This is a genomic window from Serratia proteamaculans (assembly GCF_013337185.1).
In the GTDB taxonomy this organism is placed as follows: domain Bacteria; phylum Pseudomonadota; class Gammaproteobacteria; order Enterobacterales; family Enterobacteriaceae; genus Serratia; species Serratia proteamaculans_D.
The window spans coordinates 101,233-114,681 of record NZ_SWDE01000003.1; the positions used below are offsets into that span (position 1 = coordinate 101,233).

Genomic DNA, 13,449 nt, shown 5'->3' on the forward strand with positions numbered 1-13,449 from the left:
AACCCTCAGTTATTCTGATAAATATCCCGGTACAGACGGCTTTCGAAACGCACCAGTGGAGCGCGGCGCTGTTTCTGATCTTCCGGCGGTACGGCATAACCCGACAGATACTGTACGAATGCCAAACGTTGACCGCTAGCGGTAGTGATAAACCCGGCCAGGTTGTACACGCCTTGCAGCGCCCCGGTTTTAGCGGAAACCTTCCCGTCGACACCGGCTTCATGCAGGCCACCACGGTAACGTAAGGTACCGTCATAGCCAGACAGCGGCAGCATTGAAATAAAGTTCAGCTCACTGTCATGCTGCGCGATGTACTGCAACGCCTGCATCATGGTTGCCGGGGCCAACAGGTTATGGCGTGACAGGCCTGAGCCGTCCACCACGATGCTGTTGCCCAAATCGACACCGGCTTTCTGACGAAGTACCTGACGCACGGCATCGGCACCGGCACGCCAGGTGCCCGGTACGCCAAAACGTTCATGACCGATAGTGCGGAAGACGGTATCGGCGATCATGTTGTCCGATTTCTTCAGCATGATCTTCAGCAACTCGTGCAGCGGCGCTGATTGAGCCTGTGCGATCACCGTTCCCTTCAGTCCAGGTTGGGTCTGACGCTTCAGGTGGCCGTCGATCTGAATGCCGGCCTGCGTCAGCTCATCTTTCAAAATCGCCCCGGCATAGCTGGCACCATCCTGAATGGCGAAGGCCAGCGGCAGCGGATCGCTGCGTTGGGTCAGACAGCCGGTCAGGGTAAAGCGATTCAACTCGCCCGGCACCACATCCAGCTCGCAATATTGGGCGTCTGTGGAGCCTTTGGCCAGCGTGCGCACCTGGCTGAACATATTGACCGGGTAGTACGAGGCTACGCGAATAAAGGCCATATCACCCGGTTTTGGTGCACTGTACAGCGAAACCGAGAAGCAGTTGCGATCGACTATCGCTGCCGCCGGTGGTGCGCTGAAGCACTGGGTCAGGTCGTTCCACGGCCAGCCTGGGGCTTTGTCATGGCTGGCGAATACCGAAGTATCGACCAGCACATCGCCGGTGATCTGGCGTACACCCTGCTTTTTCAGGATCGCCACCATGTTGCGCAGGCTCTGGCGCTTAAAGGTCGGATCGCCGCTGAAGCGGGCAATCAGGTTGCCGCGTAGCACGCCGTCACTGATATCACCCTGGCTTTCCAGCGTGGTGGTGAAGCGATAGTCGGGGCCTAGCTGCAATAATGCAGCCAGCGCGGTCAGCACTTTCTGGGTACTGGCCGGCAACGCCATTTGCTGAGAGTGATAATCGATGGTCGGTGCGTCTGCGCCGATCTTCTGAACTACCAGGGCAAGGTTGGCCCCATCAGGCAAATATTGTGTGTAATCTTCAACCGGGGCCGCATTCGCATTTAGAACAAATGCGCAAGCCAATGCACTGACAATTCGTGAAAAACGCATAATCTCGGGATAACAGCTGGATAACGTGCCGTCATACTACGGTGCATTCAGGGAAAAAGTAAACGATGACCCTCAAGGAACTCTAGGCTAAAATGCGTATCAAAATGCAAAATCGATCCTGACTTGGGCAACTGTTCCGAGTCAGGCTTCTTTTGTTTGTCGCCTGGAGGCGGGGGGCATATAGCCACCGTTTTTTCATTCGAACACGTCAGGATGACGGTTATTTGAACAGGAAAGATTTAGAGGTATTTAGCTTATGAAACAGATTCCGATGACCTTGTTTGGCGCTGAAAAACTGCGCGAAGAACTCGAATATTTGAAAGGCGTGCGCCGTCCGAAAATCATTGCGGATATCGCTGACGCCCGTGAACACGGCGATTTGAAAGAAAACGCAGAGTACCACGCGGCTCGCGAGCAGCAGGGTTTCTGCGAAGGGCGTATCCAGGAAATTGAAGCCAAGTTGTCCAACGCGCAGGTGATCGATATCACCAAGATGCCAAACAATGGCCGCGTGATTTTTGGCTCCACCGTATCGGTGATGAACCTCGATAGCGAAGAAGAAGTGACCTACCGCATCGTTGGCGACGACGAGGCCGATTTCAAGAAAAATCTGATTTCGGTGAATTCGCCGATGGCTCGCGGTTTGATCGGTAAAGAAGTTGATGACGTGGTAGTGATAAAAACCCCGGGTGGCGATGTCGATTATGAGATCTTGAAGGTTGATTATCTCTGATCGCTCTGCATTCGTTCAGAAAATCGCCAGGGTTTTGTAAAGAAAGGAAAAAGGCCGCACGCGGCCTTTTATCTGAATCAGGTGCATGGCACCTTTTCGTTAACCCAATGCTTATTAACGCGGTAGACTGATCTTGCGCTCTTTAGAAGGGCGGTAAAGAATAAGCGTACTGCCGATGACTTGCACGTTGCAGGCACCCGTTTCACGCACGATAGCGTCGGCGATCAGGGTTTTGGTTTCGCGATCTTCAGCAGCGATTTTTACCTTGATCAGCTCATGATGCTCCAGAGCCTGTTCAATTTCAGCCAGCACCCCTTCGGTGAGACCGTTATTACCCAGCATGACAACCGGTTTTAACGGATGCGCCAGGCCTTTCAGGTGCTGTTTTTGTTTATTATTCAGATTCATTGTCTTTTTTGCTTAAGTTGGGATTGAAAACGGTACATTCTACCGCCATCTCATGTATATCACCAAATCGGTCTTCACCGGTGTGAGTCTACGTGAGCTGCGAACCTGACATTAAGACTCTTTTTATGATAGTTGGAAAACGAGATGGCTAATAAAAAGCGTTCTGCTAGCTCCAGTCGCTGGTTACAAGAACACTTTAGCGATAAATATGTTCAACAGGCGCAGAAAAAAGGGCTGCGTTCGCGCGCCTGGTTTAAACTTGATGAAATACAGCAGAGTGACAAACTGTTTAAACCCGGCATGACCGTAGTGGACTTAGGTGCGGCACCGGGTGGTTGGTCGCAATATGTCGTGACCCAGATCGGCGGTTCCGGCCGCATCATCGCCTGTGATATTTTGCCAATGGATCCTATCGTTGGCGTCGATTTCCTTCAGGGCGATTTTCGTGATGAACTGGTGCTCAAGGCTCTGTTGGAACGTGTAGGTGAAAGCAAGGTTCAGGTGGTTATGTCTGACATGGCCCCGAATATGAGTGGCACTCCGGCCGTCGATATTCCAAGATCGATGTACCTGGTGGAATTAGCACTGGGAATGTGTCGTGATGTACTCGCACCAGGCGGAAGTTTCCTGGTGAAGGTGTTCCAGGGAGATGGTTTTGACGAGTACCTACGGGAAATTCGCTCCCTGTTTACGAAGGTTAAGATTCGTAAGCCAGACGCTTCCCGCGCACGTTCGCGCGAAGTGTACATTGTAGCGACAGGGCGCAAGCTGTAGTACCCTAACGCTGTTTGTTAACACAGTTGTAATATGAGGTTAATCCCTTGAGTGACATGGCGAAAAACCTAATTCTCTGGTTAGTCATCGCGGTAGTGTTGATGTCTGTATTCCAGAGCTTTGGGCCCAGCGAGTCGAATGGCCGTAGGGTGGATTACTCTACCTTCATGTCCGAGCTGACCCAGGACCAGGTTCGCGAAGCGCGAATCAACGGACGTGAAATTAACGTTACCAAGAAAGACAGTAACAAATACACGACCTACATCCCTGTCAACGATCCGAAATTGCTGGATACGTTGTTAACCAAGAATGTGAAAGTTGTTGGTGAACCGCCTGAAGAGCCGAGCTTGCTGGCTTCTATCTTTATTTCGTGGTTCCCAATGCTGTTGCTGATCGGGGTTTGGATCTTCTTTATGCGGCAAATGCAGGGCGGCGGCGGCAAGGGCGCGATGTCCTTCGGCAAGAGCAAGGCCCGCATGCTGACGGAAGACCAGATCAAAACCACTTTTGCCGACGTTGCTGGTTGCGACGAAGCAAAAGAAGAAGTAAGCGAACTGGTGGAATACCTGCGTGAGCCGAGCCGTTTCCAGAAGTTGGGCGGCAAGATCCCTAAAGGCGTGCTGATGGTTGGCCCTCCAGGGACCGGTAAAACGCTGTTGGCGAAAGCTATCGCCGGCGAGGCAAAAGTGCCGTTCTTCACCATTTCCGGTTCCGACTTCGTGGAAATGTTCGTGGGTGTTGGTGCTTCTCGTGTGCGTGACATGTTCGAACAGGCCAAGAAAGCGGCACCGTGCATCATCTTTATCGATGAAATCGACGCCGTCGGTCGCCAGCGTGGCGCCGGTCTGGGTGGCGGTCACGATGAACGTGAGCAAACGCTGAACCAGATGCTGGTTGAGATGGACGGCTTTGAAGGCAACGAAGGCATTATCGTTATCGCTGCGACCAACCGTCCGGACGTGCTTGACCCGGCATTGCTGCGTCCAGGCCGTTTCGACCGTCAGGTTGTTGTCGGTCTGCCAGACGTACGTGGTCGTGAGCAGATCCTGAAAGTGCACTCCCGTCGCGTGCCTTTGGCGCCGGATGTTGATGCTTCAGTATTGGCACGTGGTACACCGGGCTTCTCCGGTGCTGACCTGGCTAACCTGGTCAACGAAGCGGCACTGTTTGCTGCCCGTGGCAACAAACGCGTTGTGTCTATGGTTGAGTTCGAAAAAGCCAAAGACAAGATCATGATGGGTGCGGAACGTCGCTCCATGGTGATGACCGAAGCGCAGAAAGAGTCGACCGCGTATCACGAAGCAGGCCACGCCATTATCGGCCGTCTGGTTCCTGAGCACGATCCGGTACACAAGGTAACCATTATTCCTCGTGGCCGCGCGTTGGGTGTCACCTTCTTCCTGCCGGAAGGCGATGCAATCAGCGCCAGCCGTCAGAAGCTGGAGAGCCAAATCTCTACTCTGTACGGTGGTCGTCTGGCTGAAGAGATTATCTACGGGCCAGAGAAAGTCTCTACCGGTGCGTCGAACGACATTAAAGTGGCGACCTCTATTGCCCGCAACATGGTGACCCAATGGGGCTTCTCCGAGAAGCTGGGGCCATTGCTGTATGCGGAAGAAGAGGGCGAAGTGTTCCTGGGCCGTTCCGTGGCCAAGGCGAAACACATGTCGGACGAAACCGCGCGCATCATCGACCAGGAAGTTAAATCCCTGATCGAACGCAACTACATCCGTGCGCGTGCGTTGCTGATGGAAAACATGGACATCCTGCATTCAATGAAGGATGCACTGATGAAGTATGAAACCATCGATGCGCCTCAGATCGACGATCTGATGAACCGCAAAGACGTGCGTCCGCCAGCGGGTTGGGACGATGCGAGCAAAGGCAGCAACTCCGACAATGGTGGCACGCCGAAAGCCCCTACGCCGGTAGATGAGCCGCGTACGCCAAACCCAGGCAATACCATGTCTGAACAGCTAGACAAGTAACTTTAGCTGTGTAATAACATCGAACCCCGGCATGCCGGGGTTTTTTATTGTCCGGCGGGCAGTGAACCAGGCAACAGTAAGGTGGATTAGTAATGCAGTTAACCGTGCGAGACACGACTTTCGATCTTTCCCATCCGCGGGTGATGGGGATCCTCAACGTAACCCCGGATTCTTTTTCTGACGGCGGCCAGCACAACACTCTAAATCAGGCGTTATTGCATGCCCATGCACTGATTTCGGCCGGTGCGACCATGATTGATGTGGGTGGCGAGTCGACCAGACCGGGAGCGGCAGAGGTTAGTGAAGACGAAGAGATCGCACGCGTAGTGCCTGTGGTGGAAGCCATTGCCCGGCGTTTTGAAGTTTTTATTTCGGTGGATACCTCGAAAGCCGGTGTGATCCGCGAGTCGGCTCAGGCCGGGGCGCATTTGATCAATGACGTTCGCTCGCTGCAGGAGCCCGGCGCACTGGCTGCCGCCGCGGAAAGCGGGCTACCGGTGTGTCTGATGCACATGCAGGGCGAACCGCGCACCATGCAGCAGGCGCCGCACTATGATGACCTTATTGGTGATGTTAACGCCTTTTTCCAGCGACATATTGAACGCTGTAATGCCGCCGGGATTACAAATCAGAAATTGCTGCTCGACCCAGGATTCGGTTTCGGTAAGAATTTAGCGCACAATTATCAGCTTCTGGCCAGATTGTCAGAGTTTCATCACTTCGGCCTGCCGTTGTTGGTGGGGATGTCGCGTAAGTCGATGATTGGACAACTGCTGAACGTGCCCCCCGATCAGCGGGTTATCGGCAGCGTGGCCTGTGCGGTGATCGCCGCCATGCAGGGCGCACAGATTGTCAGAGTGCATGACGTTAAAGAAACCGTCGAGGCGATGCGTGTCGTCGAGGCAACACTTTCAGCTAAGGGATGATAGAGACATGAGCGAGCGCAAATATTTTGGTACCGACGGCATTCGTGGCAAGGTCGGTGATAGTCCTATTACCCCAGAATTCGTTCTGAAACTTGGCTGGGCGGCGGGTAAGGTACTGGCACGTCACGGTTCTCGTAAAATCATTATCGGTAAAGATACCCGTATCTCCGGCTACATGCTGGAGTCAGCGTTGGAAGCCGGGTTGGCCGCTGCGGGGCTGTCAGCCTCGTTTACCGGCCCAATGCCGACGCCGGCGGTCGCGTATTTGACGCGTACCTTCCGTGCTGAAGCCGGTATTGTGATCTCGGCATCACATAACCCATTTTACGACAACGGCATCAAGTTCTTCTCTATTGACGGGGCCAAGCTGCCGGACCATGTTGAAGAAGCCATTGAAGCCGAAATGGAAAAACCGCTGACCTGTGTGGAATCTTCAGAACTGGGTAAAGCCAGCCGAATCATCGACGCTGCCGGCCGCTATATCGAATTCTGCAAGGGCACCTTCCCGAGTGAACTGAGCCTGAAGGGCCTGAAAATCGTGGTGGACTGCGCCAACGGTGCCACCTATCACATTGCGCCAAGCGTGCTGCGTGAGTTGGGCGCCACGGTGATTGCCATCGGCGTTGAGCCGGACGGCATGAATATCAATGAAAAGTGTGGCGCGACTGATGTTCGTCAACTTCAGGAACGTGTACTGAAGGAAAAAGCCCATGTCGGCCTGGCATTTGACGGTGACGGTGACCGCGTGATGATGGTTGATCACCTTGGCAACAAGGTCGATGGCGACCAAATCCTGTATATCATCGCTCGTGAAGGGCTGCGTCAGGGCCAGTTGCGCGGTGGTGCGGTTGGCACGCTGATGAGCAACATGGGTCTGGAATTGGCGCTCAAGCAGTTGGGTATCCCATTTGCACGTGCGAAAGTCGGCGACCGCTATGTACTGGAGAAGCTGCAGGAACTGGGGTGGCGTATCGGTGCGGAAAACTCCGGCCACGTGATCCTGCTGGACAAAACCACCACGGGTGACGGTATCGTTGCTGGCCTGCAGGTGCTGACTGCGATTGTTCGTAACAGTATGAGCCTGCACGACCTGTGCAGCGGCATGAAATTGTTGCCGCAAATTCTGGTTAACGTGCGCTTTGCCGGCGAGCATAACCCGCTGGAATCCGAAGAAGTGCGCAAAATCACCGAGCAGGTTGAGGTGGAATTGGCCGGTCGCGGCCGCGTTCTGCTGCGCAAATCCGGTACCGAACCGCTGATCCGCGTGATGGTGGAAGGTGAAGATGAGCAGCAGGTGACGGCGTTGGCACATCGCATCGCCGATGCGGTGAAATCCGCTGGTTAATTGGCCATTGATGAGTTCGGGGGCGGCAGTTGCCCCCTAAAATCACAGCCTGCGAATTTTATTGGTGTTTTTTTCCGCAAACGCGCCGGTGGCTGCAAATTGCCCTTGCGTGGTTTGGCACCTTTGGTTAGTATTCACACCCGCTTCAGTGGGCAGTTTGATATAACGCCTGCGACTTCTTGATAGAAAAGAAGCCTATGGGGTGTGAAGCATTTGGCACGCGGTGAAGCCGCAAGGATACGGGTACAACTATGTACGAAGCTCTTCTGGTAATTTTCCTGCTGATCTCAATCGGGCTGGTAGCTCTGATTATGCTGCAGCAAGGTAAAGGCGCTGATATGGGAGCCTCATTCGGAGCAGGTGCATCTGGCACATTGTTCGGTTCGAGTGGTTCCGGCAACTTCATGACCCGCATGACGGCTGTGCTGGCGACGTTGTTCTTCGTCATCAGTCTGATCCTTGGCAATCTGAGCACCAACCAGACCAAGAAGGGCAGCGAGTGGGAAAACCTGGGTCAGCCAGTGAAATCTGAGCAGACTACCGCGCCGGCAGCACCAACCAAGCCGAGCAGCGATATCCCACAGTAAGCGCAAGCAGTAACAGAGTTTGAAAACGGTTGTTGTTACCTCGATATAAATAACAGCCGTTAGCAGTAAGAATCAGTACCGAGGTGGTGGAATTGGTAGACACGCTACCTTGAGGTGGTAGTGCCCTAACGGGCTTGTGGGTTCGAGTCCCATCCTCGGTACCAAATCCCAGAGATAACTTGCTATTTTGCGATTATCGGCGTAATATTTGCCACGTTTTCGGACGCGGGGTGGAGCAGCCTGGTAGCTCGTCGGGCTCATAACCCGAAGGTCGTCGGTTCAAATCCGGCCCCCGCAACCACTTTCCTTTAAGTGTTTATTTTCAAATACACTTTTCGATTGAATTCCGCTTTTCTCGATCAACATTTGAAAATGACACTTGCTAGAAAGTTGCACCGAAGCCGCTTAGCGGCAAACAGGGTCCAGTTGCATAAAGCCCCGAATTTTCGGGGTTTTTTGTTATTTGGCAACAGAATCACTGGGCTATTAGGCCCTTTTTTTATGTCTTGGGGGTGGGCTTGTCCACATTAGAGCAAAAATTAACAGAGATGCTTTCGGCACCGGTAGAAGCGTTGGGCTTTGAACTTGTAGGCATCGAATTTATTCGTGCGCGCCAATCGACGCTCCGTATCTATATTGATAGTGAAAACGGCATCAATGTTGACGATTGTGCTGATGTCAGCCACCAGGTCAGCGCTGTATTGGACGTTGAAGAGCCAATCACAGTCGCTTACAACTTGGAAGTCTCCTCTCCTGGCCTTGATCGCCCGATGTTCACCGCCGAGCACTATACTCGTTTCCTCGGTGACGAAGTCAGCCTGGTCTTGCGCATGGCCGTACAGAACCGTCGCAAATGGCAGGGCATTATCAAGTCTGTCGATGGCGAGATGATCACGGTTGCTGTGGAAGGGAAAGATGAAGTGTTCGCGCTGAGCAATATCCAGAAAGCGAACCTGGTACCCCACTTTTAAAGTTTGGATGAGGCAACTAGGATGAATAAAGAGATTCTGGCTGTTGTTGAAGCTGTTTCCAATGAAAAATCCCTTCCGCGTGAGAAGATTTTCGAAGCGCTGGAAACCGCATTAGCCACCGCCACCAAGAAAAAATACGAGCAGGAAATCGAAGTTCGCGTCAGCATTGACCGCAAAACTGGCGATTTCGACACCTTCCGCCGTTGGGTCGCTGTAGATGAAGTGACTCAGCCAACGCGTGAAATCACGCTGGAAGCTGCACAGTATGAAGAGCCAGGTATTGAGCTGGGCGGTTACATCGAAGATCAGATTGAATCTGTGACCTTCGACCGTATCACCACTCAAACCGCGAAACAGGTTATCGTACAGAAAGTACGTGAAGCCGAACGCGCTATGGTTGTTGACGCCTTCCGCCAGCACGAAGGTGAAATCGTCACCGGCGTGGTGAAGAAAGTTAACCGTGACAGCATTGCGCTGGATCTGGGTAGCAACGCTGAAGCGGTCATTGGCCGTGAAGACATGCTGCCACGCGAAAACTTCCGTCCGGGCGACCGTATCCGCGGTATCCTGTACGCCGTTCGTCCTGAAGCCCGTGGCGCGCAGCTGTTCGTCAGCCGCTCCAGCGCTGAGATGCTGAAAGAACTGTTCCGCATCGAAGTACCGGAAATCGGCGAAGAAGTGATCGAAATTAAAGCGGCAGCCCGCGATCCTGGCTCCCGTGCAAAAATTGCAGTGAAAACCAACGACAAACGCATCGACCCGGTCGGCGCTTGCGTAGGTATGCGCGGTGCGCGCGTTCAGGCTGTTTCGAGCGAGCTCGGCGGTGAACGTATCGACATCATCCTGTGGGATGATAACCCTGCGCAGTTCGTCATCAACGCCATGGCGCCGGCAGACGTTGCCTCAATCGTGGTTGATGAAGATAATTGCACTATGGATATCGCCGTTGAAGCCAGCAATCTGGCACAGGCGATCGGCCGTAATGGCCAAAACGTGCGTTTGGCATCCCAGTTGTTAAAACAGCATCGTGACGATGACCGTTGGGAACTGAACGTGATGACGGCGGACGATCTGCAGGCCAAGCACCAGGCCGAAGCTCATGCCGCCATTGATACCTTCACCAAACATCTTGATATTGACGAAGATTTCGCCACCGTACTGGTTGAAGAAGGCTTCTCTACTCTGGAAGAGTTGGCTTACGTGCCAATCAAAGAGTTGCTGGAAATCGACGGTCTGGATGAAGATATGGTTGAAGCGTTGCGCGATCGCGCCAAAGCTGCATTGACCACGCTGGCCCTGGCACAAGAAGAAAGCCTGGGCGACCAAAAACCTGCTGACGATTTGCTCAACCTGCCGGGTCTTGAGCGCAGCATGGCCTTTAAACTGGCCGCGCGTGGGGTTTGTACGCTGGAAGATCTTGCCGAGCAGGGTGTTGACGATCTGGCTGATATTGAAGGGCTTAGCGATGAGCAAGCCGGCGAGCTGATTATGGCCGCACGTAATATCTGTTGGTTTGGCGACAACGCGTAATAAACTGTAGCAGGAAGGAACAGCATGACGACAGATGTAACCGTAAAATCACTGGCAGCAGAGATTCAGACTCCAGTTGATCGCCTGGTACAGCAGTTTGCTGATGCAGGGATTAACAAGTCTGAGACAGACTCTGTAACCCAACATGAGAAAGAAGCCTTACTGGCGCACCTGAACCGTGAACACGGTAGCGCGCCGGGTAAGCTCACGTTGCAGCGCAAAACGCGCAGCACCTTGAATATTCCGAGCACCGGCGGTAAAAGTAAATCGGTGCAAATCGAGGTCCGCAAGAAACGCACTTATGTAAATCGCGATACGCCAGAAGCCCAACAGGCTGAAGCGGCAGAGCAGGCACAGCGTGAAGCGGAAGAGCAGGCACAGCGCGCAGCAGAAGAGCTGGCGAAACGCGAAGCAGAAGCAAAGCGCGCAGCCGAAGAGCAAGCCAAACGTGAGGCCGCGGAGATTGCTAAGCGTAATTCAGCGGAAAAAGAAAAAGTGACGAATCAACATACCGACGAAATGACCAAGCCAGCTCAGGCAGAAAAAGCACGCCGTGAAGCCGAAGCCGCTGAACTGAAACGTAAAGCGGAAGAGGAAGTACGACGCAAGGTTGAAGAAGACGCCAAACGCGTAGCGGAAGAAGCGCGCCGCATGGCCGAAGAGAAAGGCGAAGAATGGGCTGCTGCTGAGAAAGCCAGCGCAGCGGTTGAAACTGCCGATTATCATGTAACCACTTCCCAGCACGCCCGTGCTGCCGAAGACGAAAACGACGCTAAAGTTGAAGGCGAACGCCGCACCCGCACTCGTGGCGGCAAAGCGACCAAGCAGAAGAAAGGCAACAAACTTTCCGAGTCTAAAGCAGACCGTGAAGAAGCGCGCGCCGTGACCCGTGGTGGTAAAGGCAAGCGTAAGCCAAGTACTCTGCAGCAGGGCTTCAACAAGCCGGCTCAGGTGGTTAACCGTGACGTTGTGATCGGCGAAACCATCACCGTAGCCGAACTGGCTAACAAGATGGCGGTTAAAGGCTCTCAGGTCATCAAAGCGATGATGAAACTGGGCGCAATGGCCACCATCAACCAGGTCATCGACCAGGAAACCGCACAGCTGGTTGCCGAAGAGATGGGCCACAAAGTTATCCTGCGTCGTGAGAACGAGCTGGAAGAAGCGCTGATGAGCGACCGTGATACCGGTGCTGCGGCTGAGCCACGTGCGCCAGTTGTGACCATCATGGGCCACGTCGACCACGGTAAAACTTCTCTGCTGGACTACATCCGCTCCACCAAGGTGGCAGCAGGCGAGGCCGGTGGTATTACCCAGCATATCGGTGCTTACCACGTAGAAACCGAAAACGGCATGATTACCTTCCTGGATACCCCAGGCCACGCAGCCTTTACTTCAATGCGTGCTCGTGGTGCTCAGGCGACAGACATCGTTGTTCTGGTAGTTGCTGCCGACGACGGCGTGATGCCGCAAACCATCGAAGCTATCCAGCATGCGCAAGCAGCGAAGGTACCTTTGGTCGTTGCAGTAAACAAAATTGACAAGCCGGAAGCCGATCCGGACCGCGTTAAACAGGAACTGTCCCAGTACGGCGTTATGCCGGAAGAGTGGGGCGGCGAAGCACAGTTCGTTCACGTATCTGCGAAAGCCGGTACCGGTATCGACGAACTGCTGGAAGCTATCCTGCTGCGCTCTGAAGTTCTCGAACTGAAAGCGGTACGCAGCGGCATGGCCAGCGGCGTAGTTATCGAATCCTTCCTGGATAAAGGTCGTGGCCCGGTTGCTACCGTGCTGGTACAGGAAGGTACGCTGAATAAAGGCGATATCGTTCTGTGTGGCTTCGAATACGGCCGCGTGCGTGCGATGCGTGATGAACTGGGTCACGAAGTGACCTCTGCAGGTCCTTCTATTCCGGTTGAGATCCTGGGCTTGTCCAGCGTTCCTGCTGCCGGTGATGAAGTGACTGTAGTGCGTGACGAGAAGAAAGCGCGTGAAGTTGCGCTGTACCGTCAAGGCAAGTTCCGCGAAGTTAAACTGGCGCGTCAGCAGAAATCCAAACTGGAAAACATGTTTGCGAACATGACCGACGGTGAAGTTTCTGAGCTGAACATCGTACTGAAATCCGACGTACAGGGTTCTTGTGAAGCGATTTGCGAATCACTGCTGAAACTCTCTACCGACGAAGTGAAAGTGAAGATTGTTGGCTCTGGCGTAGGGGGCATCACCGAAACCGACGCCACGCTGGCAGCGGCTTCCAACGCTATCATCCTGGGCTTCAACGTCCGTGCCGACGCTTCTGCGCGCCGCGTGATTGAAGCAGAAAGCCTGGACCTGCGTTATTACTCCGTGATCTATAACCTGATCGACGAAGTGAAGCAGGCGATGAGCGGTATGTTGGCGCCTGAGTACAAGCAGCAGATTATCGGCCTGGCCGCCGTACGTGACGTGTTCAAATCACCTAAATTCGGCGCCATTGCAGGTTGTATGGTTACCGAAGGGAACATCAAACGTCACAACCCAATCCGCGTTCTGCGCGACAACGTGGTTATCTATGAAGGCGAGCTGGAATCCCTGCGCCGCTTCAAAGATGACGTTAACGAAGTCCGTAACGGCATGGAATGTGGTATCGGCGTTAAGAACTACAACGACGTGCGCGTCGGCGACATGATCGAAGTATTCGAAATCATCGAGATCCAACGCACCATCGCTTAACGCCAGCACATCTGCTTAAGTCTGTTCTGGGGGGCC

General features: G+C 53.7%; 11 protein-coding genes and 2 tRNA genes. 11 read left to right on the top strand and 2 right to left on the bottom strand.

Translation table 11 applies throughout. The features are described 5' to 3' along the window. Nucleotides 1–5 precede the first annotated feature (5 nt). On the bottom strand, nt 6–1,439 hold the full coding sequence (gene dacB / locus FCL49_RS14015; protein ID WP_174354056.1) for a serine-type D-Ala-D-Ala carboxypeptidase: 1,434 nt from the start codon (nt 1,437–1,439) through the stop codon (nt 6–8). Nucleotides 1,440–1,695: 256 nt separating this feature from the next. Here dacB and greA point away from each other — a divergent pair, with 256 nt between their 5' ends. Continuing rightward, complete coding sequence (gene greA / locus FCL49_RS14020; RefSeq protein WP_012004939.1) at nt 1,696–2,172, top strand: transcription elongation factor GreA; 477 nt, start codon at nt 1,696–1,698, stop codon at nt 2,170–2,172. Nucleotides 2,173–2,286: 114 nt separating this feature from the next. On the opposite strand, the gene yhbY is transcribed toward greA, so the two are convergent. Next, nucleotides 2,287–2,580, bottom strand: a complete 294-nt coding sequence (yhbY, locus tag FCL49_RS14025; RefSeq protein WP_004933536.1) for a ribosome assembly RNA-binding protein YhbY — start codon at nt 2,578–2,580, stop codon at nt 2,287–2,289. Nucleotides 2,581–2,724: 144 nt separating this feature from the next. Here yhbY and rlmE point away from each other — a divergent pair, with 144 nt between their 5' ends. From rlmE to infB, 10 genes are all read left to right on the top strand, one after another. Beyond that, nucleotides 2,725–3,354: a 23S rRNA (uridine(2552)-2'-O)-methyltransferase RlmE gene (rlmE, locus tag FCL49_RS14030; protein ID WP_012004940.1), complete on the top strand. Its 630-nt coding sequence runs from the start codon at nt 2,725–2,727 to the stop codon at nt 3,352–3,354. Between the two features lie 56 nt (nt 3,355–3,410). Beyond that, on the top strand, nt 3,411–5,342 hold the full coding sequence (gene ftsH / locus FCL49_RS14035) for an ATP-dependent zinc metalloprotease FtsH (RefSeq protein ID WP_012004941.1): 1,932 nt from the start codon (nt 3,411–3,413) through the stop codon (nt 5,340–5,342). 92 nt (nt 5,343–5,434) lie between these two features. Next, the gene (gene folP, locus FCL49_RS14040; RefSeq protein WP_017891382.1) at nt 5,435–6,268 is read left to right on the top strand and encodes a dihydropteroate synthase; all 834 of its coding nucleotides are present in this window, start codon (nt 5,435–5,437) and stop codon (nt 6,266–6,268) included. 7 nt (nt 6,269–6,275) lie between these two features. Beyond that, nucleotides 6,276–7,613, top strand: coding sequence for a phosphoglucosamine mutase (gene glmM, locus FCL49_RS14045; protein WP_174354057.1), 1,338 nt, complete (start codon nt 6,276–6,278; stop codon nt 7,611–7,613). 251 nt (nt 7,614–7,864) lie between these two features. Then, nucleotides 7,865–8,200, top strand: a complete 336-nt coding sequence (secG, locus tag FCL49_RS14050; protein WP_012004944.1) for a preprotein translocase subunit SecG — start codon at nt 7,865–7,867, stop codon at nt 8,198–8,200. Nucleotides 8,201–8,277: 77 nt separating this feature from the next. Further along, nucleotides 8,278–8,364 (top strand) — tRNA-Leu (locus FCL49_RS14055). 60 nt (nt 8,365–8,424) lie between these two features. After that, nucleotides 8,425–8,501 (top strand) — tRNA-Met (locus FCL49_RS14060). Between the two features lie 217 nt (nt 8,502–8,718). Then, complete coding sequence (rimP, locus tag FCL49_RS14065; protein ID WP_012004945.1) at nt 8,719–9,171, top strand: ribosome maturation factor RimP; 453 nt, start codon at nt 8,719–8,721, stop codon at nt 9,169–9,171. A gap of 21 nt (nt 9,172–9,192) precedes the next feature. Then, on the top strand, nt 9,193–10,701 hold the full coding sequence (gene nusA / locus FCL49_RS14070) for a transcription termination factor NusA (RefSeq protein WP_012004946.1): 1,509 nt from the start codon (nt 9,193–9,195) through the stop codon (nt 10,699–10,701). 24 nt (nt 10,702–10,725) lie between these two features. Further along, the gene (gene infB / locus FCL49_RS14075) at nt 10,726–13,413 is read left to right on the top strand and encodes a translation initiation factor IF-2 (protein ID WP_174354058.1); all 2,688 of its coding nucleotides are present in this window, start codon (nt 10,726–10,728) and stop codon (nt 13,411–13,413) included. The last annotated feature ends 36 nt before the right edge of the window (nt 13,414–13,449 follow it).